Origin of the sequence: Maridesulfovibrio sp. (assembly GCF_963676065.1) — a bacterium.
Classification (GTDB): domain Bacteria; phylum Desulfobacterota; class Desulfovibrionia; order Desulfovibrionales; family Desulfovibrionaceae; genus Maridesulfovibrio.
The window spans coordinates 2482881-2507054 of record NZ_OY780933.1 but is presented as its reverse complement, the minus strand read 5'-3'; the positions used below and the strand labels follow the sequence as shown (position 1 = coordinate 2507054).

The 24174-nt window shown below is 44.0% G+C and carries 24 protein-coding genes; 12 read left to right on the top strand and 12 right to left on the bottom strand.

Annotated features, from left to right (window positions below; genetic code table 11):
* Window positions 1-45 precede the first annotated feature (45 nt).
* From ACKU35_RS11150 to ACKU35_RS11140, 3 genes are all read left to right on the top strand, one after another.
* A complete protein-coding gene (locus ACKU35_RS11150; RefSeq protein ID WP_319759293.1) occupies window positions 46-1128 on the top strand; it encodes a GGDEF domain-containing protein in 1083 nt (360 codons plus the stop codon).
* 3 nt (window positions 1129-1131) lie between these two features.
* Window positions 1132-3063 (top strand): S9 family peptidase, encoded by a 1932-nt coding sequence (locus tag ACKU35_RS11145; RefSeq protein WP_319759292.1) that lies wholly within the window; start codon window positions 1132-1134, stop codon window positions 3061-3063.
* Between the two features lie 85 nt (window positions 3064-3148).
* The gene (locus ACKU35_RS11140) at window positions 3149-3511 is read left to right on the top strand and encodes a hypothetical protein (RefSeq protein ID WP_319759291.1); all 363 of its coding nucleotides are present in this window, start codon (window positions 3149-3151) and stop codon (window positions 3509-3511) included.
* A 103-nt stretch (window positions 3512-3614) separates the two neighbouring features.
* On the opposite strand, the gene ACKU35_RS11135 is transcribed toward ACKU35_RS11140, so the two are convergent.
* Both ACKU35_RS11135 and ACKU35_RS11130 read right to left on the bottom strand, forming a co-directional pair.
* The gene (locus ACKU35_RS11135; RefSeq protein WP_319759290.1) at window positions 3615-4937 is read right to left on the bottom strand and encodes a deoxyguanosinetriphosphate triphosphohydrolase; all 1323 of its coding nucleotides are present in this window, start codon (window positions 4935-4937) and stop codon (window positions 3615-3617) included.
* Complete coding sequence (locus tag ACKU35_RS11130) at window positions 4924-5667, bottom strand: transporter substrate-binding domain-containing protein (RefSeq protein WP_319759289.1); 744 nt, start codon at window positions 5665-5667, stop codon at window positions 4924-4926. The genes ACKU35_RS11135 and ACKU35_RS11130 overlap by 14 nt, the downstream gene beginning before the upstream one ends.
* Window positions 5668-6019: 352 nt before the next feature.
* Between ACKU35_RS11130 and ACKU35_RS11125 the strand changes: the two genes are divergently transcribed.
* Entirely contained in the window at window positions 6020-7909 is a 1890-nt protein-coding gene (locus ACKU35_RS11125; RefSeq protein ID WP_319759288.1) for a BCCT family transporter, read from the top strand.
* A gap of 41 nt (window positions 7910-7950) precedes the next feature.
* On the opposite strand, the gene ACKU35_RS11120 is transcribed toward ACKU35_RS11125, so the two are convergent.
* From ACKU35_RS11120 to ACKU35_RS11100, 5 genes are all read right to left on the bottom strand, one after another.
* Entirely contained in the window at window positions 7951-9384 is a 1434-nt protein-coding gene (locus ACKU35_RS11120; RefSeq protein WP_319759287.1) for an FAD-dependent oxidoreductase, read from the bottom strand.
* A 9-nt stretch (window positions 9385-9393) separates the two neighbouring features.
* Entirely contained in the window at window positions 9394-10350 is a 957-nt protein-coding gene (locus ACKU35_RS11115; protein WP_319759286.1) for a glucokinase, read from the bottom strand.
* Between the two features lie 218 nt (window positions 10351-10568).
* Window positions 10569-11438, bottom strand: coding sequence for a MotA/TolQ/ExbB proton channel family protein (locus ACKU35_RS11110; RefSeq protein WP_319759285.1), 870 nt, complete (start codon window positions 11436-11438; stop codon window positions 10569-10571).
* Window positions 11439-11449: 11 nt separating this feature from the next.
* Complete coding sequence (locus tag ACKU35_RS11105) at window positions 11450-12172, bottom strand: OmpA family protein (protein WP_319759284.1); 723 nt, start codon at window positions 12170-12172, stop codon at window positions 11450-11452.
* Between the two features lie 235 nt (window positions 12173-12407).
* Entirely contained in the window at window positions 12408-13364 is a 957-nt protein-coding gene (locus ACKU35_RS11100) for an MBL fold metallo-hydrolase (RefSeq protein WP_319759283.1), read from the bottom strand.
* A 187-nt stretch (window positions 13365-13551) separates the two neighbouring features.
* Here ACKU35_RS11100 and ACKU35_RS11095 point away from each other — a divergent pair, with 187 nt between their 5' ends.
* Window positions 13552-14154, top strand: coding sequence for a Maf family protein (locus ACKU35_RS11095; RefSeq protein WP_319759282.1), 603 nt, complete (start codon window positions 13552-13554; stop codon window positions 14152-14154).
* A gap of 73 nt (window positions 14155-14227) precedes the next feature.
* Here ACKU35_RS11095 and ACKU35_RS11090 read toward each other — a convergent pair whose 3' ends face one another.
* On the bottom strand, window positions 14228-15460 hold the full coding sequence (locus ACKU35_RS11090; protein ID WP_319759281.1) for a HEPN domain-containing protein: 1233 nt from the start codon (window positions 15458-15460) through the stop codon (window positions 14228-14230).
* A gap of 396 nt (window positions 15461-15856) precedes the next feature.
* Here ACKU35_RS11090 and ACKU35_RS11085 point away from each other — a divergent pair, with 396 nt between their 5' ends.
* The 3 genes from ACKU35_RS11085 (at window position 15857) to ACKU35_RS11075 (ending at window position 17137) form a co-directional block, all read left to right on the top strand.
* The gene (locus ACKU35_RS11085) at window positions 15857-16120 is read left to right on the top strand and encodes a type II toxin-antitoxin system ParD family antitoxin (RefSeq protein WP_319759280.1); all 264 of its coding nucleotides are present in this window, start codon (window positions 15857-15859) and stop codon (window positions 16118-16120) included.
* A gap of 14 nt (window positions 16121-16134) precedes the next feature.
* Entirely contained in the window at window positions 16135-16449 is a 315-nt protein-coding gene (locus tag ACKU35_RS11080; RefSeq protein ID WP_319759279.1) for a type II toxin-antitoxin system RelE/ParE family toxin, read from the top strand.
* A gap of 310 nt (window positions 16450-16759) precedes the next feature.
* Window positions 16760-17137: an SgcJ/EcaC family oxidoreductase gene (locus tag ACKU35_RS11075; protein ID WP_319759278.1), complete on the top strand. Its 378-nt coding sequence runs from the start codon at window positions 16760-16762 to the stop codon at window positions 17135-17137.
* 340 nt (window positions 17138-17477) lie between these two features.
* Here the strand turns inward: ACKU35_RS11075 and ACKU35_RS11070 are convergent, their stop codons facing one another.
* Window positions 17478-17846 carry a cupin domain-containing protein gene (locus ACKU35_RS11070; RefSeq protein ID WP_319759277.1) on the bottom strand — a complete coding sequence of 123 codons (369 nt, stop codon included), beginning with the start codon at window positions 17844-17846 and terminating at the stop codon, window positions 17478-17480.
* Between the two features lie 30 nt (window positions 17847-17876).
* A complete protein-coding gene (locus ACKU35_RS11065; protein WP_319759276.1) occupies window positions 17877-18503 on the bottom strand; it encodes a LysE family translocator in 627 nt (208 codons plus the stop codon).
* Window positions 18504-18604: 101 nt separating this feature from the next.
* Here ACKU35_RS11065 and ACKU35_RS11060 point away from each other — a divergent pair, with 101 nt between their 5' ends.
* The 4 genes from ACKU35_RS11060 to ACKU35_RS11045 all read left to right on the top strand — a co-directional run bounded on the left by ACKU35_RS11060 (window position 18605) and on the right by ACKU35_RS11045 (window position 22013).
* Entirely contained in the window at window positions 18605-19480 is an 876-nt protein-coding gene (locus ACKU35_RS11060) for a LysR substrate-binding domain-containing protein (RefSeq protein WP_319759275.1), read from the top strand.
* Between the two features lie 185 nt (window positions 19481-19665).
* Window positions 19666-20013, top strand: a complete 348-nt coding sequence (locus ACKU35_RS11055; RefSeq protein ID WP_319759274.1) for a metalloregulator ArsR/SmtB family transcription factor — start codon at window positions 19666-19668, stop codon at window positions 20011-20013.
* 15 nt (window positions 20014-20028) lie between these two features.
* Complete coding sequence (arsB, locus tag ACKU35_RS11050; protein ID WP_319759273.1) at window positions 20029-21132, top strand: ACR3 family arsenite efflux transporter; 1104 nt, start codon at window positions 20029-20031, stop codon at window positions 21130-21132.
* 458 nt (window positions 21133-21590) lie between these two features.
* On the top strand, window positions 21591-22013 hold the full coding sequence (locus ACKU35_RS11045; protein ID WP_319759272.1) for a GNAT family N-acetyltransferase: 423 nt from the start codon (window positions 21591-21593) through the stop codon (window positions 22011-22013).
* 52 nt (window positions 22014-22065) lie between these two features.
* Here the strand turns inward: ACKU35_RS11045 and ACKU35_RS11040 are convergent, their stop codons facing one another.
* Both ACKU35_RS11040 and ACKU35_RS11035 read right to left on the bottom strand, forming a co-directional pair.
* A complete protein-coding gene (locus ACKU35_RS11040) occupies window positions 22066-23280 on the bottom strand; it encodes a glycosyltransferase family 92 protein (protein WP_319759271.1) in 1215 nt (404 codons plus the stop codon).
* 232 nt (window positions 23281-23512) lie between these two features.
* Window positions 23513-24109 carry a transglutaminase family protein gene (locus tag ACKU35_RS11035; protein WP_319759270.1) on the bottom strand — a complete coding sequence of 199 codons (597 nt, stop codon included), beginning with the start codon at window positions 24107-24109 and terminating at the stop codon, window positions 23513-23515.
* Between the last annotated feature and the right edge of the window lie 65 nt (window positions 24110-24174).

Genomic DNA, 24174 nt, shown 5'->3' with positions numbered 1-24174 from the left:
GTTAGGAAGTAAAAATTAAACACCATAAAATTAAGGCCATAATTTATGAAATTTCAAAATTACGCCCGGCTGCGATACAAAATCAGCCTACCCATTATTTTAATACTGTCCCTGACATCACTTTACATTTTTCACACCCTGATCATTGAACGCAAAAATTGCACGAATACACTGGAGCTTATAAACGGGCTGCAAAATACAGCCGTGGAAATGCTTACCGCTCCCAAAGGCAGGGGAACTGATTCATCCGCACGTGTTTTCGACGACATTATGAATAAGCTGCAAAGCTATCCTGCTGACAACCGTTTTTCAAAACTATTGAACTCCGAAAAATCAGGACTATTTTCAACAGCCTCAGATTTTCTTAAAACGGTGAAAACAGAATCTCCCGAAGCTATTAATAAAAATATGCGCCGACTGGCGGCAGCAGTAGAGATGGTATCCTCTGACATCAACAAAATTTTTTATAGCCGGCACGTGAATCTGATTAAATATGAATATGCTATTATCTTCCTGATTTGTATCCTGGTGGTACTGCAATACACTCTTGTGGATGCACCTATGCGAGACGAACTGCTCCGCTGCGCCAGAGAAAAAGAGCTAAACAAATCCACCATTAAAAAACTTGCCGAACGTGATACTTTGACCAATCTGCCGGGCAGAATGAAATTTTACGAGGAATCGGAAAAAGCCGTTGCCACCGCCACACGGTACGGCTCCGATCTCGCTCTGATAAAAATGGATATTCACGACTTCAAAACCATCAATCGCAAGCTGGGACAGAAAGTCGGGGATAAGATTCTGGCAGGTTTCGCCCGTTTAGTACGCAAAAACTTAAGGCGTCCGGACAGTTTTTTCCGTGTCGGCGGGGATAAATTCATAATTCTTGCCCCGCATACATCGGTAAAGAATGCCAAAAGTCTTACCGAAAAAATAAACAAACTTATTTCGCTGAGCAAAAGTCTGAAAAACACCTCCTTGCTGTTAAACACAGGGATAGCCATGTGCGAAGTGGATGAAACAGCCGAGACACTGCTCAAAAAAGTCGATCTAGCCTTAAAAGAATCCAAAAAATACGGCCCCGGAACCATATACACTCATCCTGAATCTGCAAAAAAAGCCGAGTAACAAATGAAAACACTACGCATCCTTATTCTTGCCTTATTTTCCACTACCGTTCTGCTGGGAATGACGGCCTGCTCTACTCATGCTCCCGCACCTGTTATCCAAAAAACGAAACCGGCCGCCAAAACGGGCCAGATTCCGCTGCGTGACTTCTTTAAAAACCCTGTAGCCGCTGGATTTACCATATCACCGGACGGTAATAAAATAGCATGGCTGGCCCCATGGAAAGACAGGCTCAATGTATTTGTCGAAGATCTTGCCAGCGGAAAAACCACCAGAGTTACCGGCACAACCAAGCGCGATATCTACGGATATTTATGGATTGGAAATGAACGAATCGTTTTCGGTCAGGATTCAGGAGGAGATGAAAACGTCCACACCTTCGCTGCCGCCATTGATGGAAGCGGAGAAGTAGACCTAACTCCCTTTGAAAATACCCGAACCAATCTACTGGATGATCTTGAGGATGATGAAGACAACATCCTGATTACTATGAACAGGGACGATCCCAGAGTTTTCGATGTCTATAAACTGAACGTCGCAAACGGTGAGCTTAAATTAGAAGCACGTAATCCCGGCGATGTAACCGGCTGGATCACCGACCATAACGGGACCGTGCGTGTTGCTATCGCCAACCGCAACGGGCAGAACGTAATTCTGTACCGGGAGGATTCGCAAGCCCTGTTTCGCCCCATACTGACCATGGACTTCAGAACCTCATTCGAGCCGCTGGTCTTTGATTTCGACAACGAAAAATTTTACGTCAGCACCAATCTTGGCCGCGACAAAATGGCCGTATACCTCTTCAACCCAAAATCAAAAGAACTGGAACAGCTTGTATTCGAGCACCCCGATGTAGACGTAGACCAGTTGCTTTATTCCAAAAAGCGCAAATTAATTACCGGAGCAGGATTCTATACTGACAAGCACCATTATGTCTTTTTTGATGAACACCGCGAAGAAATTCAAAATGATCTTGAAAAAATGCTGCCCGGATATGAAGTAGTCCTGACTTCCACCAACCGGGCTGAGACCAAAGGCATCGTCCGAACCTACTCGGACCGCAGCCTCGGGGCCGGATATATTTATGATATGGAAAGCAAGACACTGAAAAAGATTGCCGATGTAAGTCCGTGGCTTGATGAGGAACAGATGGCCGAGATGAAGCCCGTATCCTTTACTTCTCGCGACGGACTGACCCTGCACGGATACCTGAGCCTGCCGAAGGGTGAGAAAGCGGAGAACCTGCCGGTATTGATCAACCCTCACGGTGGACCGTGGGCACGCGACCACTGGGGGTTTAACCCCGAAGTGCAGTTCCTGACCAACCGCGGAATTGCGGTTATGCAGGTGAATTTCAGAGGTTCCACCGGATACGGGCGCGAATTCTGGGAGAAAGGCTTCAAGCAGTGGGGTCTGAATATGCAGAACGACATTACCGATGCCGTCAACTGGCTGATTAGAAAGGGAATTGCCGATCCTGACCGTGTAGCCATTTACGGTGCTTCCTACGGAGGATACGCCACCCTTGCGGGTCTGACCTTTACCCCTGATTTATACGCATGCGGAATCGATTATGTCGGCCCGTCCAATCTGTTTACCCTGCTGGAAAGCCTCCCTCCGTACTGGGAAAATGAAAAACAAGAATTCTACATCAAGGTGGGCGATCCGGTCCGCGACTACAAACTGCTGCGCAAGGTTTCCCCGGTATTTCATGCGGACAAGATAAAATCACCGCTCTTTGTCGCTCAGGGAGCCAACGATCCGCGAGTAAAAAAAGCCGAATCGGACCAGATAGTCAAAGCCCTGCGTGACCGCGGAGTCGCTGTAGAATACATGGTTAAAAAGAATGAAGGCCACGGTTTCCAGAATCAGGAAAACCGCTTCGATTTTTATGAAGCCATGGAGCGGTTTCTGGATAAGCACTTGCTGCAGTAGATACTACGAAAAATCTATATAAAACTTGACTTTACCTCCAAATTAACATTATTTGCAAAGTCAATTTTAATCACAAGGAGACTACATGCGCAAACTCACCTTTTTATCGCTGTTGCTGATCGTTATTTCTCTGACTGGATGTGGTGGCAAATCCTATAGAAGTATTACTTCATTAGATTCTCAAGAGGAGCAACATATTACCCAATTACGGCATAATTATGCAAAATGCATAGTAAAAAGCAGTCTTAAACTGGATGATGGAATAATTGATCCTACTCTTATTGTTAAGAACGGAGAAAAAGAGTGTGCCTCAGAAATTGAGAAAATAGACTCTTACTTATATAGAAATAACTTTAGTCCTTACCAGACAGATGAATACATTAACGATATAAAAAAAGAAGAAGAGCGAAAATCATTAGAAGCAATTTTAAGAATCAGGACTAAATAATTTTAAAGTAACCACCAATTGTCCCTGGTTACATGCACTAACAAAAAAACGCCGCAATCCATAAGACTGCGGCGTTTTTCATTTATTGAAATCGATATTAAGCCTAGCGCCGCAAAAGCGAGATGCCCGAAATCTTATTGAATGTCCGAACTGCGAAAGTATCGGTCATACCTGAGACATAATCCACAATCTTCTGCGTATTCTCGTACACGGTGGCCTCGGCAGAGGGGGCATACAGCTCCGGCAACAGTTTTACGGACTTCATGCACTTGGCGCCCAGCATCCCGTTACTGTGAAGCTCTATGACAATCTGCCCCAGAAAATCGAGAATCTTCCAGAGGACTTCATACGCGGCGGCTTCGGTCTCTATCACTTCGGTAGAGTTATATACTTTTTCGATTGCTACTTTTTTAAGCTTGCTGAATTCTGCCGCTTTACATATTTCCTCGGTCAGGCTGGAATTGAATTTCCCATCCAGAATTTCCTGCTCGTAGGCAAAAAAGACCTCGCTACAACTCTCCACCAGCCCATTGATGGTGCAGGCTCGCAGATATTCCACCTGTTCTTTTTTACCGGGAATACGGTCCACACGGTCTTTGATAGCCGGTTTATTCTCCAGAATATCCAAAAAGATAGTGCGCAGCTCATCAAAAGAAATCAAATCGAGGCGGTGACCGTCTTCAATATCAATTACGTGATAACATATGTCGTCGGCAGCCTCGACAAGATACGCGAAAGGATGCCGTGCCCATTTATTATCTTCCAGTTCGGTCAGCCCCAGATACCCGGCAACTTCGGCATAGATTTCAGCCTCACTGGCAAAAATTCCGAACTTCTTCTTGTCCTTAATGTGCCCGGAGACATATGGATATTTGGTAAAAGCGGCCAAAGTTGCGCAGGTAAGCTGCATACCGCCTTTGCTGTAGGGACGCTGCAACGCCAGAATATTACGCAATCCCTGCGCATTGCCTTCAAACCAGATAAAATCAGAGCGCTGCCCTTCATCAATCATAGAACAAAGCTTTGAACCGGTCTCGGAAGTCTGGAACCAGTCCCGTATTACATCTTCGCCGGAATGCCCGAAAGGTGGATTGCCTATATCGTGAGCCAGGCAAGCCGTGGCCACCACTGTTCCCGGTTCAGAGGGAATTAAATCAAGATCGCTGTACTTTTCAACCAGCCTGCTGCCGACCATATTCCCGAGAGAACGACCTACGGACGAAGTCTCAAGGCTGTGAGTCAGGCGGGTACGTACATAATCACTGCGGGAAAGCGGGAAGACCTGAGTTTTATCCTGCAATCTCCGGAAGGCTGAAGAGAAGATAATGCGGTCAAAATCGCGCTGAAATTCGCTGCGGTCCTTATCTATGTAGTTGGATTGTTCTTTTCCGATTCTCTGTTTGCTGAGTAATTTATTCCACTGCATTTACTTTTTTATCCTTCGACTGTTCATGAAAATACTTCATCTTAATCCGCTCAAGAGTTCCATCCAAACGCATTGATTCAAGAGCATCATTAAACCTGTCACGCACCCGTCCCAGTTTAAGCTTACGGGAAAAAGCAACATGAACATCACTGGTATTGATCGAAGGTTTAAGTCTGCGGATTAATCCCTCAAGCCCCATTTTATGAATACTGCTTAGAGTTGAAAGAGTGTCACCAATATAAATATCAAATCGGCCCTTAATAAGCTTCACTAAATTCATTTCCGGGGAAACACCCACCTCCACATGAGACTTCGGAATTGCATTCTTAAGAAAAGAATCAACTTCATCGCCGTAGCTGTAGCCGCTTACGGTCCCGAAAGTACTATTTTTAAGCTGATTTAAATCTCCGTCAAACACCAGAGTTGAATCATCACGTACAAAAAAAGAAATTTCTTCAGCCCGTACCGGATCACTGAAAAACATTTTTTCAGCTCGCTCAGGAAGCTTAAATATCCCAAAAACCCCATCGGAATTTCCGGTCATTCCCATACTCAAAGCGCGCTTCCACGGAACGAGATCAATTTCCAGATCATCTCCCATGCGCCGGAAGCATTCTTTTAAAATTTCAACATCATATCCCGTGTAGGTTCCGTTCCGGGAATAGGAATAAGGTTCGTAATTCAGCGAGACAAGGTAATACCTGCCGGCTCGCGAAGATACTGCTAACATCAGCATCCCCGCAACGAATATTGTCATTGCCATTATTCTTAAATATTTCAAAATAATATTAATTTTATTTAATTATAAATTACAGTTTTTTCCAATCTAAAAAGGTAAGCTATACAATACATCAAACGAATACCTCACGCAATGTACTCAGACGCAGTCCATTTAGACTGAATAAAATATCCGCAGACAAAAAGGTATATTTTATTAAGTTTTCGGGCTGGATAAAATTCCGCTTTTGTTTCACCTGCTTTTTTTCATATTTAACGGGTTTAATTTTTTCTGATATCCTGCTAAAATCTTGATCTTTTTAAAATAAGCAGTCCCTAAGCCCATCCAAATTTCAGGAGTTGTAATGAAACTGCCTTTTGAACGCATAGACAAGCCGACATTCTTCGGAGCCCTAGCCCTACTTTTAAGTGTTGTTTTCCCTCTTTTATTTTATCCTGCGGAAGGTGCAAAATGGGTTGAAATTGCGAAAAGCTTTATGACTGACAAGCTCGGCATACTATACCTGGCTATAGGCATGTCCTCCTTTTTTTTCATGGTTTACATCGTCTTTTCCGATATAGGCCAGATCAAGCTGGGGGATCAGGATGAAGAGCCGGAGTTTAAGACAGGGTCATGGGCGGCCATGCTGTTTTGCGGCGGGATCGGCGCCAGTATATTGTACTGGGCAACTATTGAATGGGCCTATTATATACAAAACCCACCCTTTCAACTGGAACCGGGAAGTACTGAGGCCGTTAGATGGGCTGCGACTTACGGCATATTTCACTGGGGCCCGATTGCATGGAGTATTTATCTTGTTCCTGCCATACCCATCGCCTACTTTTACTATGTGAGAAAGCAGCCCGCCCTCAAAGTTTCCAGCGCATTGATGCCGGTACTAGGGGAAGCCAGAAGTAAAGGATGGATAGGCAAGGCCATCGATATACTTTTCGTTTTCGGACTTCTCGGCGGCGGAGCTACTACTCTAGGTCTTGCGGCCCCTTTAATAGGAGAAGGACTGCACAACTTATTCGGCCTGCCCAAAACTATGCCTATCCAACTGGGCATACTGCTGGCATGCACCGCCCTGTTCGCTTACTCGGCATACTCAGGCATGGAAAAGGGAATTAAGGTTCTAAGTAATATAAACTTCTGGGGTGCCCTCGGATTATTGGCCTTCATTCTTGTCTGCGGACCGACAGTTTTTATGCTCGAAACTGGATTGGATTCCTTGGGACGTATGCTAAATAATTTTTTTATTATGGGAACCTGGACTGAGCCTTTTGGTGGATTGGGCAATTTTAGTGATACCCATTTTCCACAGCATTGGACTATCTTTTATTGGGCATGGTGGCTTGTTTTCGCACCGAGCATGGGCCTTTTCGTTGCCCGAATCTCAAGAGGAAGAACAATCAAGCAAATGGTCGCCGGCTCGATATTCTTCGGGTCCATGGGATGCTTTCTCTTCTTCATGGTTCTGGGTAATTACGGCCTTTCTCTTCAGCTTTCAGGGACTCTGGATGTAGTCGGTATATTAAATACCCAAGGCCCTAATGAGGCGATTTTCAGCATTCTTGAAGAATTACCACTTAGTTCCCTGGTTATTGCCGCATTCACGATTTTATGTCTTATATTCACTGCCACGACGTTTGACTCCATTTCATACATTCTGGCCTCGGTTGTACAATCGGATGTGGGGGAGGAGCCATATCGCTGGAACAGATTATTCTGGGCTTTTGCCCTTTCCCTGATGCCGTCCATTCTGATGTTCATGGGCGGTCTCTCCACACTTCAAACAGCGGCGATCGTAGGCGGTCTGCCGCTGCTTGTAATCACTATACTGCTGATGATGTCAGCAATCAGAGCAGCCTCATTGGATCTGGCACATCAAAAGGACTACGTGGACCCGGTCATTAACATTGAAGACTTGCCCGATATTGATCCATGGTCAGATGAAGGCATAGCTTTAGCCCGTTTCGAGAATCTCAAGGATATTGCAGTGGAAGCAGCTGAGGCCGAACGTGAAGCTAACGAAAAAGTCTATAAACTAAGAAAGGCTATTCGCTATCAGGCGCTGAACGCATCAATGAACAGTTCTGCGGTAGACCGAAGAAAGACAGAAAGCCTGAATAATGAACTAAAGATTCTTTTAGATGCCGCTGCAGAAGCGCGGGAAAAGAAAATAGCAACCTCTGAAGAAGCTCAGAATGCCAGAATTATTTTCGATCAACTTATACGTGATAGAGAGCAGTAAAATATCAGACAAAACTCCGTATAAAAGGGGGTAGCCTTAAGCTACCCCCGATAGGAAAATAACAGCCTTAAAATTTTGCGCACGCGATCCGAAAAAAGCTTTTCGCCAAGCAATGTTCCGGCAACTTTCTTATTCATTTCCGATAAAGTGGGATAAGGATGAACAGCTCCGGCAAGGGTTGCCAGCCCGACTTTTCCGTTTACAGCGGCCACCCATTCGGAAAGCAATTCCCCGGCATGAACCGCCGCAATCTGACAGCCCAGCGGCTTTCCTCTCTTACTTAGCAGCAGCTTAATACGACCGCGCCCCTCCCCTTCGGCCAGAGCACGGTCACTGGCAGAGAAATCCTCAATTACCGTCCGGTATTCCAGCCCTGCCTGCTGCGCCGCTTTCTCATTAATTCCCACACTCGCCAGCTCAGGATCGGTGTAGGTACACCACGGCAACCATTTGTAATCAGCCTTGCGCGGAAGATGGAAAACAGCATTGGAAACCACGATACCGCCCTCGTATCCGGCAGCGTGAGTAAAAAGATATTTACCGGTCACATCTCCGGCGGCAAAGACATTCGGAACGGAAGTGCGCATTCTCGCATCCACCGCGACAGAGCCGCGCTCAAACTCAACACCTATATCCTCAAGCCCCAGCCCGGCCACATTGGACCTGCGGCCCATGGCGACCAGAAGCTGCGAACCTTTAACGCTTAAATCCCTTCCTCCTGACTCCAGACAGACCTCAATTCCGCCGGTGATTTTTTGCACCTTATCAATTGTCGACCCGAGAATAAAACGCACCCCGTCATCAACCATGCCCTGCATGACGTATCCGGCCATATCATCATCTTCCCGGCTCAAAATCTGATTGCTGCGCTGGATAACAGTCACGTCAGTCCCCAGCCTCTGAAACGACTGGGCCATTTCAACGGCAATAGGGCCTCCGCCGAGGACGATCAACGACTCCGGGAGTTCGGTGAGGGAAAAGACATCCACATTGGTTAAATAAGGAGTTTCCGCTAATCCTTTTATCGGCGGGACAAAAGGAGAAGAACCGGTAGCCACTACCCATGAACGGGCTGAGAGCTTATCCCCGCCCAATGAGACACAATGAGGATCAACAAAACAGGCCTGCCCGAATCGGACCTCAACACCGAGAGAATTAAACCGCTCCACGGAATCATGGACTTGAATTTCCTCTATGACCCCGCTTATGCGCTCCGTGATACGGGAATAATCAACCGGAGGCAGATTAACTTCCGGCAACCCGAAATCACCTGCCCGGCCCATTAAATGTCGCACCCGTGCGCTGCGGATCAGGGTTTTGCTGGGCACGCAGCCGTAATGCAGGCAATCTCCACCCAGCTTGTCCGCTTTATCAATCAGCAGCACTTTCACGCCCAGCTGAGCGGCTCCGGCAGCGATAGTCAGCCCTGCCGCTCCTCCGCCTATAATGCCTAGGTCATAATCAAATTCGGACACGAGTCCTCCTTAAATATGCAAAACTCCCCGTAGAGCCGCTCCATAAAGCCCGCTTTCCTGATTGTCGTTCAGGAACACCGGAATTTGTTTCAGGTACTCACCCATAGAGCTGGAATCGAGAAATTCTTCTAAAAACACAGGCTGTTCAACCACGAAAGGATTCTTGGCGACAATACCACCGGCGATATAAAGTCCGCCTGTAGCACAGATAGAAATGGCATAGTTGCGGCAGCAACGGGCCATAAAACGGGCATACCAATCAAGAGTAGTACCGCCCTGCTTCATCTTTTCGGCGACCATGCGCGGCTCCAGATCTTCTCCGGTCAGATAGAGATGAAGGATGTTCAGTCCGCGCCCGGTGAGAACCTCGTCACCGCAACAGTAACTTATTTTGCGTTTGTCCATGACGAATTTGCAGAAATCAAGCTCATCAGCAGTCTGGCAGGGAAAAGAGATATGCCCGGCCTCGGAAGGCACCGGCACATAACCAAGCTCGGATACCGGCACCGGAACCAGCGCGCAATGTCCCAAGCCTGTTCCGGCCCCGATCACTCCCACCGTTCCGGTAGGTGAAACTTGAGCCTCATGAATTACCCGGCAGCATTCCACCGCCGGAGTACGGCAGGCATAGGCCTGAGCAACAAAATCATTAATCAGCACTGCTGCCTGAAAACCATATTTTTTATAACCGTCCCGAAAATCTACATCCCAATCCACGTTGGTGACATTGCAGTAAACGCCGCCCACAACCGGCCCGGCAACGGCGATAACCGTCACCTCAAAATCAGCGGGAACATACGAAAAATCACTTTCAGCAAGCATTTCCATCAGGTGATCAAAACTTTGCGCCTCCACACTGGAAAGCCAGACTGTTTCCTTCATGATAAGCTTGCGGCCCGGACCGGATTCAAATGCGGCAAATCTGCTGTTTGTACCGCCGATATCCACGGCAAGAACAAGTCCCATTATAACTATCCCCTGCTATGTAAATTTAAACTATTCCACGCCAAACTAAGCGTAATTCTAATCTATTAATAAAAATAAATAAATGACCATGATCAGCTTTTGTGCGCCGATTCCTGTCAAAAAACGGACAAGAAAAAGCCCGGTACGGACTGCCCTAACAAAAGGCGCCGTACCGGGTCAGGTATTCAGCTATGTCTTGGAGATCTATTTCACCGCGTTTAGGAGGCCTTGGCCTTAACCAAAGGGACTTCGTGCAGGATCTTATCCTTGGACTGCTTCTCGTCCCTGCGCATCTTAATGTACTTACGGGTGATATTTCTAAGGGCTTCAGCCTTTTCCTCACGATCATCGGCATCAAGGAAAGCTCCAAGCTTTCTTTCCAGCTTATAAGGATTCTGTTCCTTTTTGATGGCGATCACACCGTCGAGGATCATTTTCTGGTTGATCAGCTCGTTGCGGGTCCGGCAACGAACGGTTTCAGCCATGGGCGCAAAAATCATGTTACTGAATATTACTCCGTATAGAGTCGAGATAAAAGCAACCGGGATGTGCTTGAGAATCATCGCCGGATTATCAATGCCCATCAGCAGACCGATAAGTCCGATTACAGAACCGGCCACACCGAAAGCGGGCGCAAAGCGGGCCATGGACTGAAAAACCCTTTCGGATTCACTGCGGCGCATATTGAAGAATGACATTTCAGTTTTAAGGCAATCCTTGATTTCGGATTCGTCAAAATTATCCACTAAAAGCATAAGCGCGTTGCGCAGGAAGGAGCTGGTTGTTTTTTCCCCGGCTTTTTCAAGGGAAAGCATACCGTCCATTTTAGACCGCACACTCAGATCCAGCAGAGTTTCAACTATTTCCTCGTGCGTTGCCAGCCGGGTTGAATACGCATCCTGAACAATCCTGAAAGATTCGCGTATCTGCTCAACAGGATAGCTGAGAAGCACAGCCACAGCCAGACCTGAAAGCACAATGGCCAGAGCTGCCGTATTCCAGTAAAGAGCAATGCCTCCGCTGAGCCAAAAGCTGCCTGCGAAAATTGCAGCTGCCACTACGACACCGATTAAATTTTTCTTATTCATTAGAGACCTCCTTACTGGGATTTGACATCAGTATTGATAACTACAATTTCGACCCTGCGGTTGTTGCCCTCTACTTTACCCATATCATCAGGTAATTCCGGGGCAGACCCGCCACGCCCGCTGACAATGATGCGGACCGGATCGATTGCTTTTTGATTTATCAGATAGGCGGCAACCCGTGCTGCCCGTGTCGCGGAAAGTTCAAAAAGGGAATCCTTGCCGGCTCTTGCAGCATCTGAATCATCTGTATGACCGACTATATGAATGGCGTGATTGCTGGTTTTAAGAACATCTGCAACTTCAGCAAGATATTGACGGGTCTTTGGCTCAAGGCTGCTCCTGCCGGGAGCGAAGAAGGCACTTCCGCGCATGACTATTTTAAGCTCACCGTTTTCCTCTCTCATGCTGACCGCGCCGTCATCGCTACGGTAAAGCACGTCTTCAGGACTCATAATCACCCTTGCGGAACTGGACATGGCCTCACGGTGGAATGATATCATCTCTATAAGTTCGTCAGTAGGGTTGACCGCCACCTGTGACTGGGCGTTACCCTCGAAAATAACTTTAATATTTTCTTTGGACTGGCTGTAAATAAACAGAACTACAAACAGCACGAACATAACCATCATCAGGTCGGACCATGGAACAGCCCAGCCGTTCATGCCGGAAGTATCCGCGTCCCCTGAATTAAATTCCATCAGGTCAAGTTCATTTTTCAGATCATCGAATTTCATACCGTGCTCCGTATTCAGAGTAGTTCGGGCTGTGCCATGATTCTTCTCTGACTTTAAAGCAAGGGTAATGCCAATCGCCGATAAGGAGCTTATTTCAGGGGTTAATCTGTCATAATTTGACCCATGTACAGAACAAAGAAAAATATAGTCAAAAAAAAGACAGCAACGCCAAGTACAAAAAAAAACACCCCCCGCTTACGGGAGGTGTTCTAAAATCACATTAAGATCCTGCCTATTAAAGATCAATACACAAGCCATCCTGCGCCATGATTATATTTTCAGGCCTGAATTCGGCAAGCTGAGAAAATTCGTTCGTATCTTCCAAAAATTTCTGCAATTGAAAATCATCCAGCACAGGCTCCTGATGGAACAGGCAGAGAGTTTTAACCTTGGCCATGCCGGAAAGTTCAACCGCGATAATATTATTGGAATGCCCCCAGTCCTCCTTGATGGAATTCGCTTCGGCAAAGGAATACTGGGCATCCATTATCAAAAGGTCAGCCTCATTGAAGAACTTTACAAATCCTTTATCTGTGAGGGCCGTGGCGCTTTTATGCTCGCAATCAGTTGAATAGACAGCGGACTTGCCGTCTTTTTCAAAACGATAACCGAATGATCCGCCCGGATGATACTGCGCCTTGACTTCGATGCTGACTCCGGCCACTTCAATTTTCTGACCGCTTTTCAAACGAGTGAAATCAATTTCCGCTGATAGATTTTCAAAATGAACCGGGAAGCATGGTTCACTCTGCTGGGTTTCAAGAACATTTTTTATATTTGGATGTCCCCCATAAAAGGAAATTCTGTTGCCGGGTATATAGGCCGGAACAAAAAACGGGAAACCCTGAATGTGGTCCCAATGCAGATGAGACATGAAAATATGAAAATGTGCGCCCGGAGCTCCATGCCTTTCGGCCATGATCTTATTGCCGAGATCTCGCAGTCCGGTTCCACAGTCGCAGATAATGTAATCATCCCCCTGTCCTTCCACTTGGATACAAGGAGTGTTGGTCCCGTAGGAAGCTCGGACAGGAAAAGGAAGTTCATTGTCAATAAAATCATCAAGATTCGTTGTTGAATCGATACCCTTTTCAACAGCTATCTCAAGCGCGGCTTTGACTTTAGCTCTTGCCCTTTCAGCATTGAACGTGGCAGACAGGGACCCTCGTGCGCCCCAGATGCATACCTTCATTGATTTCTCCTAATTCTAAATTTTATGAATTATTACATCCAGAAATAGAAAAGGGCAACCAAAGCGTACAAAAAATAACATATGAATTCAAATCATCATTCACATTTGAGCTGTTTCAAACTATCAAAAGGATGATTCGGCCCTGCCGATGATCTCTTCACAATTAAAAATATCTGCAAGGAATAAAATGAGCATATACAGAACCGTTAAACCGCTGATACTTGGCTCAGGCTCTCCGCGCCGCAAAGACCTGCTGCATTCCGCCGGACTTAAATTTGAAATCAAACCAGCAACATGCGACGAACCCGCCCCCCTTCACGGACAGGACCCCGAGGACTACGCAATTAAAATGGCGGAACTTAAAGCCGAAAACGTCGCTGCCAATAATCCCGGAAACTATGTGCTGGGCTCGGACACAATCGTTGTTCGCGATAACGATATTCTCGGAAAACCAGTTGACCGCGAAGATGCATACCGAATGGTAAAATCCCTATGCGGTCGAAACCACAAAGTAATCAGCGGATGTGCCCTGATCTCCCCCGAAGGAGAAAAGACAAGTTACGCGGTATCAACGGAAGTAGAATTCATTGATTTCAACGAAGCGGCAGTCCGCGCTTACGCCGCCACCGGGGAACCGGACGACAAAGCCGGAGCATACGCCATTCAGGGTCAGGGAGCCTTTCTGGTAAAAGGTATCTGCGGATCATACACCAACGTGGTTGGTCTGCCCTTGGCGAAAGTGATAGAAACCTTAGTATCTTACGGAGTTATCATTCCGGGGGATGGGTAAAAAATCGTACATTCGGGGTGGTTTACTGCTGTGGTTCCCACGGGATTCCCACAAGATGTGCAGACCGAAACAATCAATTGTTTTTATTTATTCTATTGTACTCGGTGTACTCTTCCAAACAACAATTACAATCGCTAAACAGAGTCCAATCTGGGACCCCTCCAAGAGAAATAATTTGTATTATTGCTTTTTGAATTAATGATAAGTTTTCATTATATATTTGATTATAATAATCTATACTCTTTTCTTTTTTCTTAGCTGATTTTCTACCTGTGTGAATTATATTACTTCTAATGCCGTAGAAATCCTTTACCTGTTTTCTTATCTCATTTTTTTGTTCAGGAGATTTCCCTAAAAACCAAGCCATATGATTGGAAACTTTGTATGTATTGTCTCCCGATCCTTCGACACAAAGCATCTCAAGTACTATTGACAGGTCAAGCCATTTACTTTCAAGGCGATCATTACTTTGAGCCAAATAGATTCTCTCAATCACGCTTCGCAACTTATCTATTTGATAGATTGCTTCTTTATTTGGAAAAAGGCTAACTATCTGTTCCCAGTCAACTTTTTCAGCTACGGGGTACATTGACTGCTGATCTTGATATAATTTAGGTTTATGTGGGCAAATACTATTCAATCGTTTTTCATCATAAGTAAACCAACCGACTAATGGAACAATCGCATTACTATTGGTCAAAGAAAACATCTGCTTGAAAAACAAACACTTATCTTCAATCACACGTCCTATAGTTTTGCCAACACCAATCTCCACTCCCTCTAATGTCTGGACAACCAAATTGGGAACACTCTGCCTAATTTCCAAAACAGCGTAATTATCAATTATTTCCATTACACCATGTAATTCAGACCGAACCTCGTCAATAAAGTGATCACTGACAACCCCAGCATCACGCATTTTCTTCAATGGCATTACTGATACTGATTCATCTAGATCTAATTCAGAATAAATAAGTGAGTTTAGAAGTAATCGATATGTGACACCTCCACTTCTTGGGACCGAGACTTCTTCAACAAATGCCTTTACATCAAAACCACTACTGTAAAGTACTTCACGAAGGATGCATGCTGCCATTTGCTGATGATTAATAGAAATAGCACCATTGTACACCTTTAACCCAAATCCATCTATCATCGATAACGAATCTGCCAATGGTATAGAATACAGAGATATAAGACTTGGGACATGTTCTTTAGCTCTATAAAGATCAACCTTGTCCTTTTTAATCTTACTCGCAATTTCATGGCTCAATTCCACAATCTTTTCAGATTCCGTCTCTGTCATTTCAACACCCCAATAAAATTAATTTAAAAACATTTTTTAAAGAACTATGCAATATAGCTGATATAAAAGCACCAACTATGTCAATTGCTGTTTAGTAGCAAAATGATTTAAAATCTCCCCCGTGACCATCCCCACCCTCACAGGATACCCTCCAAATTTTACCACCAAAATTTGAAGGAGAATCATGATGGTCATTTATTGCGATCCACTATTTCAAATGATCTATTCGTATACCAGAAAGCAGGCTCTGAAAGACGGTAACTTTATTGATGTGACCGAACAGGCTAAGAAAGCCGGATTTGATAGGCAAGACCTCCACAATCCAACTTGCCAACACAGTTGCACGGTCTTATAAATATGAGTAGGATTAAATCCTACACATCACTGGAGGACAATATGAGATCAACAAAACAGATGAGCATTACGCTGCCCCATGAAATGGCGCAGTTGGTAAAAGAAAAAGTTGCCAAAGGCGAATATGCATCTGAAAGCGAAGTTATTCGCGATGGACTAAGGGCTTTGCTGGCACGCGACCGTGCTGTTGAGGAGTGGCTTAGACAACAGGTGGCACCTGTTTACGACGTTATGAAGGAAGATAAATCCCGTGGCAGAAGCCTTGATCAGGTTCGGGCAAAATTATCTGAAGAACATGAAGCGTAGGTCATAAAATTCAGATGTCCTACTCAGTAATTTTCTCACCGGAAGCAGAAGAGCAGCTTGTCGGATTATACCGATATGTTGCCAAAGCCGCATCATCCGAAACTGCAAAAGAATTTACAGATGCCATTATCAAACATTGCGAAGAGTTAAAATCTTTTCCGCAACGAGGAACATTACGTGAAGACATCCGCCCCGGCCTGAGAATTACTCATTTCAAAAAACGTACAATTATTGCGTTCGCTATTATGGACGAAAATGTTGTCATTCTCAGCATCTACTATGGCGGTCAAAACTTTGAAGAAAAGCTCAATGATGATGCGCAACTATGATCAATTTGAATAGTCCGTCCAGCATCGCACACTCCCACACAACTCCCCACATGAAATGAATAAGTCCTATAATCTTAACAATTACAGGTCAAATCAATGATCAACGTTATTGGTCTCCCCCTAGCAAAAGTGCTAGAAAACTTAGTATCTTACGGAGTTATCGTTCCGGGAGATGGGTAAAAAATCGCTGATCAACATCGTCGGGCTGCCGATTGAGACACTGGTTCAGTGAGCTGCTGTTGTTTGGGAACCTCACTCCATTTCTGGCTACAATTAAAACAAAATACACTATAACTATAGGAGAAAAAAATTGGAAAAACATCCAGTTGAAATCCAGATAGAAAAAGCTGATAAGGCAATAGTTGCAGAAGATTTTGACACCTTGGTTAATATCTACACCGAAAACGCAGTACTTGTGATTGAACCCGGCAGAACAGTCCAAGGCAGAGAGGCTATCCGCAAAGCTTTTGAAGCAATTGCCAAATACTTTACAAACGGACTTCAGGTTAAGCAGAATGGAATGAATATTCTTGAATCCGGAGATACGGCTCTGGTACTTGCCAACACAATTGTTTCTGCTCCTAATTTGCCTGAGACTGAACGCAAGGCGGTATACGTTTTCAACAAAACTCAAGACGGCACATGGCTGTGCTCCATAGACAATTCCTATGGGCATGACATCATATAAAAATAAGATTATCAACGTAGCCGGTCTGCTCCTCGCGAAAGTGCTAGAAACCTTAGTATCTTACGGAGTTATCGTTCCGGGGGACGGGTAAAAAATCGTACATTCGGGTTGGCTTACTGGTGTGGTTCCCACGGGATTCCCACTGGTTGAATTGATAAGGTTAAGGGTTAACTCATTTTCAGAGTTAACCCTTTTCTGCGTTTATTTGCGGTTTTTTGGGTGCTGCCAATAAGTAATGCCAACGGGGGTGGGTAAGTGATGTTGCGATTGTTTGTATGATATAGTTTGAATTATTCCTAAAAAGCCATCCTTGGCTGAAGATATCTTTCAGGATTTCAATTTAAATCCATATGTCATTCTCAGCGGTCAGGTTGCTTTCAGCCTCTCCTGTATTGATGACTCCTTTAGGTTCGATAATAAGAATCTGACATTCTTCTTCTGCAAATGGTTTATGTTCAACTCCCTTATTGACCACAAACATTTCACCGGATTTGATTTCTACCTTACCATCACGAAACTCGATCTCCATCTGACCTGAAATTACAATGAAAACTTCGTCCGTATCTTTATGGTCGTGCCAAACAAATTCCCCTTTTATTTTAGCAACTTTGAACTGATAGTTGTTCATTTTTGCTATAACTCTAGGGGACCAATGGTCGCTGAATTTTGAAAATTTCTGTTCAAAATTAATTGCATCATGTTTTGTCATATTTTCTCCGTTATCCTGATTCAGGAATTATTAGACATCTAAAGCCAATTTTGCGCCCAGCCCAAGCAAGCAGACTCCTACAACCTTCTCAAGTACATTACGCCAATTCTTAACTAATTTTTGGGTATTATTATTTGTAACCACGAATACAACGAACATAAACCAGATCAGATGAATTAAAGATATAAAAGCTCCTATTCCAATTTTTAAACCTAGTGAGGTGCTCGGTGTTATAACTTGTGTAAACAGAGCTATGAAAAAAAGCATTGTTTTTGGGTTCAGTACATTACAAAAAAAACCTTGGCGGAATGATGTTCCAAGTGACAACAAAACCGGACCATCTTCAGCATTATTGCCTTCTTGTTTTTTGGGTGGTTTGAAAGCAGAAACTCCTAGCCATATCAAATATCCAGCTCCTGCATACCGCACGAATTCCAACACCCAGACATACTCTGCAACTATATAACTTAGCCCAAGCAAAGCATAGGTTGTGTGGACTACGACACCGGATGCTATACCAAGCGCAGTTACTAGCCCCACCCTACGACCATACCGCAAACCATTTCTGAAAATAATGGCAAAGTCAGGCCCCGGACTCACAACTGCCAGAACGGCGATAGTTCCAATCAGCAAAAGATTTGATTCAAATATACTCACAGCTACCTCCTCAGTAGACTTTGGTTAGCTGTTGATATAAAGCAGATACATTAAGATTAAAATCGAAAAGAAATCATATTATCCGTGAGTTTTTATCACAAATGGTTATGAAAAATATTCCTCCATTAAAGCCACTTATCAGTTTCCGCTCAGCAGCTAGATATTCCAGTTTTACCAAGGCGGCTCATGAGTTGAACTTGACCCATGGAGCTGTAAGTCGGGCTGTAAAGCAACTTGAAGAATATTATGGGTTTGATCTTTTTGAAAGACGTAATAGAGGGCTGTACCTTACTGGAAAAGGAAGGGACCTAGCTCAGATTGTAGAAGATATTTTTCAGCAGCTTGAAAAGAAAAGTGAAGCGATTCGTCAAAAAGAATCTATGCGCAGACTTTCAGTATCATGTGAACCATCACTTGCCATGCGTTGGCTAATGCCAAAACTAGATAAATTCAGGTCCATTGACCCCGAAATTGACATACATCTATCTACAGGAGGAGGTCCGATTGACCTCACCTCGGAAGGGGTACATCTGGCGATAAGGAGGTCAGATTTTGCTTGGCCTTCTCATTATCATTCTACTGTTCTAGGGAAAGAACGGATTGCTCCGGTGTGCAGTCCTGCATACTGGGCAAAACACAAAAATACACCACAAGACATTCTGCACACACGAACTCGTCCACAAGCGTGGTCTGATTGGAAACAAATTTCTACTGATTCACCGGATATTAGTTCTGAAAAATATTTCGATCATTTTTATTTCAGTCTTCAAGCTGCAACAACAGGTTTCGGAATGGCAATCGGGCCCGAACCTATGGTCAGAGATGACATTGAGCAAGGATTGCTCGTAGCTCCATATGGATTTAAAACAACTCTTGCTGATTATGTAATTCTTTCGATTGAGTTACCTGAAAGAAATAAAGACATGGCGGTTTTCATTGATTGGATTAAATATGAATTGAATCTTCCCAACAGTTAGGTTGTTGGCAAAATCAAAAATACGTTACCGCCGTCAGATTCAGTCAACCGAAGAGTCCGCAATAAGTCCCGTGATCTTAACAGTTACAGATCAAACTAAATGATCAACGGCGAAAACACCTACTCCTGTACTACCCTCCAAACAAAACATATTGACATATCCGCATAAGCAGATATGATCCTCCAATGAAACAATTAGCTGAACGGATCAAAGCACTTTCCGACCCCACACGACTTAGGATTATCAGCCTGCTTGCAAATGGCGAGTTATGCATTTGCGACCTGATGGAAGGATTGGCATTGCCGCAATCAAGAATCTCCCGGCATATGTCTATGCTGAAAAATGCGGGGTGGGTGGAAGGAAGGCGCAGCGGGAAATGGACCTATTACAGCCTGGTCAAACCGGGAACAAAGGTCGCAGACAATATTTTAGCTGTGTTATGCGAGGGTCTGCCGGAGTGCTCTCAAAGTGAAGAGGACCATAAAAGGCTAACCCTATACCTTAAAACCAAAAAAAATGTACCATGTGATTAAATGGTGGAGGAAGAAATGAACGAGCCCGAATCACTGATAAAAAAATTATCTTTCCTGGATCGCTACCTTACCCTCTGGATTTTCATGGCTATGTTTATTGGAGTCGGTAGTGGCTATATGTATCCTGAAATCAAGAATGTAATTAATTCATTCCAAATAGGGACAACCAATATTCCCATTGCTATAGGGCTCATCCTGATGATGTACCCCCCTCTTGCCAAGGTAAAATATGAACAACTGGGACAGGTATTCAGAAATTTCAAAGTTCTTACCCTTTCTCTGGTCCAGAACTGGATAATCGGACCGATTCTCATGTTCGGACTCGCGATCACTTTTTTATCCGGGCATCACGAATACATGGTCGGACTTATTTTGATTGGTTTGGCCCGTTGCATAGCTATGGTTATCGTATGGAATGATCTGGCCAATGGCGATACTGAATACTGTGCGGGACTGGTTGCGTTCAACTCCATTTTTCAGGTACTTTTTTTCTCTTTGTATGCATATCTTTTCATAACCGTACTTCCTGGCTGGTTCGGCCTTAAAGGGGCGGTTGTTGATATCTCCATCGGTCAAATTGCCGAAAGCGTCTTCATCTACCTTGGCATACCCTTCATCGGCGGCATGCTAACTAGAATTATCGGACTCAAAGTCAAAGGGCGTGAATGGTATGAAAATAAATTTATCCCCCGCATCAGTCCTTTAACCCTTGTTTTCCTTCTGTTCACAATTCTGACCATGTTCTCCCTCAAAGGAGAAAAGGTTATTCAACTTCCCTTTGACGTTATCCGCATCGCCATCCCACTGACAATCTATTTCCTTATCATGTTCCTTGTTTCCTTTTACCTCTCATATAAAGCTGACGCTACATATGAACAGGCAACAACCTTGAGCTTCACAGCAGCCTCAAACAACTTCGAGCTTGCTATCGCGGTTGCCATTGCCGTGTTCGGAATCAACTCAGGTGAGGCATTTGCCGCCGTCATCGGTCCTCTTGTTGAAGTTCCGGTGCTCATTGCCCTTGTCAATGTTGCATTGTACTTCAAAAATAAATTCTTCCCGCACCAAGTAAGGACCGGGGGAAGGATTACCCATATACGATCCGAGTCTTCAATCTGATCCTGAAGGGCAGAATAAGAATAGGCTGATCTACTAAGGATTGAACATCAGCCAAATTCTCGAAATACGTACATGGCGTCAAAAACCACTAAAAAGAACCATTTCCATACAATTATCCCTACAGCGTTCACTTTGTTTTTTTCAAAGACGCTGTAGGGATAACATTTTTGAATACATTTAAATCCAGCCCAACACCGGCTAATCCTTTGTGGAGGCCACTAAAACAAGATATAGCTCACTAAATAAAGGAATCTGCGAATCATACACCAACGTCATCGGATTGCTTTTAGCACAGGTTATTGAGAAACTGGTTCAGTGGGGGGTGTTGTTCCGGGGAATGGGTAGAAAACGGATGCTGGAGATATTTTTTAGCTCTCCCCACCAATCTCCAACTTGATGCGGACTCACGGAAAGGCTATGAAATCCCAATTAAGTCCACTAAAAAGGAGCTAAGACGCATGACTATTGAAATAAAATATGACTGTAATGAAATAGATTGGAATCTCGTAGCCAGCATCCTCAAACAAGTTGGGATGGCCCACCATGCTCCCGAAATTCATGCAAAAGCTTTCCAAGCAAGCCATACGAAAGTTTTTATATTCGATGATGATAAAATGATTGGTTTTGGCAGAGCGCTCTCGGATGGAGCATATCAGGCTGCCATATACGATTGCGCTGTTCTTCCTGAATATCAGGGACAAAAGATTGGCTCCCTGATAATGGAGCACATTCTGAAACACCTTGAAGGCTGTAATGTCATTCTTTATGCGGCTCCCGGAAAAGAAGGCTTCTATCAGAAACAAGGATTCAGCCGAATGAAGACAGGAATGGCAAAATTTATCAGTGAGCAGGTTATGCAGGACAAAGGCTTTATTGAATAAGTCATTCTCGCTAATGTGAACATCCCAAATATAAAAGCCAACCTATGACGATCTAGTTAACACATGAAGCCGTCCCTAATAAAGAGGCTACAGTTTCAGGTACTTCAGCTGACTGACCTGCTGCAATTTTGACCATATCCCTAAGATACAATTTTATATTGTTGCACAGGACTTCATTGCCCATAAACTTATAACAATAGAATAAAACAACGTAACCTTCCCACCAAAATCCGTTTTCCAGAACCTTCTGGACTAAATTTACGGCCCGCTCAACCTCTCCCTTGAGCAACATAATTTCGGCCTTTAATTTCGTCAAAATAAGACAGTCTTCATAATTTTGCATTTCCGCAAGGACGATCAGTTTTAAGGCAAGGTCGTAATTAGTTCTATTCATGGCTTCGGAAACAGCATCAACTACCGCAAATAATTCCTTTGATTTCAAACCGTGATTATTCAAGTCTACGAAGAACTCCGGCCTGCCAAGCTTCATAAGCCTGTTTAACTTCATCGAAACCGGAAAGATGGAATCATCAATTATTCTTTTACATGAAACATGCTTGAAAAAATCATCCCAAAGATTTTCATGAGCTCTTTCAGTATGATTGTAGTGCCACCGATTGACTTTGTTCTGGTATTCACGCTGCCCCCTGAAGATATAATGATTGAGTTGAATACGCTGCACGCTTGGAGGGGAGTTATTTCCGTGAACAGGAATATAGAGTTCATTAACGGCGCACTTTCCACTGGTGTAGGTGAAAAAATGAGGGCTCAAGTTAGCCACTTTCACGTACTGGGGCTGCACAATTGATTTAATCGTTGAACTAGGCATTTTGTAATCCACTATTTCTTTAAGATGTAAAGAAATAGGGAGAGGTGGATTATCGACGTATCCGTTTGAACCGAACATGACCCAATTCATTACTAGGGCGGCATACTCTTCATAGCAAGTTAGAAAGGAATGAATATTCTCGTTCTTTTTTAAAACAATAAATTCATCAATATCAATAAAGGCCAGCCACCTGAATTCCTCTCCATGATTATCAAGACAATGCTGATAAGCTTGCTGCTGAGGAGAAATACCTTTTATCTCATACAGTTGAACCAATCCACACTTTACATATCCAGCCAATGTTTCGCGTAGGGGAACCCTGCTCTCATTGTCATAAACAATAAATTTTTCAACACCAATCATTGCATGATATTGAATCCATTCCTCTATGAAATAGTTTTCATCCCGGGCAATAGCACAGGCTCCGATATAGTTCATCACTGCCAACCTCATATTCAACTAATCAGTGTTAATCACTGATAACTACTACATGATTTTCAAATCACATACTAAACATAGGACACAATGACAATAATTATAATACCACCATAAATGCTGCCGTAGTTTTGAAAAAACAACGTAGTAGATCTGCCACTAGCGACAGTAATAGAAAAACTGAGGTCTTGAAGAATTTTCGTTTCGGGAAAGAGGTTGGAAATTGTAATACATATCAAAGAGAAATAAGCTCAATATCCGGTAAATTATCATACACGGCATCATAAGTATTATACGTTTCCAGCACTTGAACAACCAAGGGATGAGGCTCAGGCCAGATTTCAGGTAAATCAGCTTCTTCTTTTAATGAAAGTGTAAAGGCGAGTTGTTCAATCGGAGCATTAAATTGTGCGTCAATACCTATTTTATTACCCCGTGGATCTATTCGATACCAACCATATTTTTTTAAATATACTGCAACGAGACCATGCAGACAAAATGGGGCCCCATCACCTTTTAGGCTCAAGCGCTGATAACAAAGACCAGCAGGAATTTTAGAAGCCCTGAGAAGAGCAACCAGAAGATGACTCTTGGCAAAGCAATAGCCAGTTCTGTATCTAAGGACGTCCGAAGCCTTACACGTTACCGGGTTCATTTCATAATCGGAACTATGCCTGACATTATCACGGACCCATTCAAAACATTTTTTTGCTATATGCTCGTCTTCCAGACCTGATAGTTCCAGCGATTCTAAAAGTCGTTGCACACCACTTTCATTAAAATCGATATATTTTGAACATTCCAAATATTGCACCATCATTTTGTAATCCATATCGATATACTCTAAAAAAGTTAGCTCAGGTTCTCAAATATTTCACAGAATAACCATAGAAAATA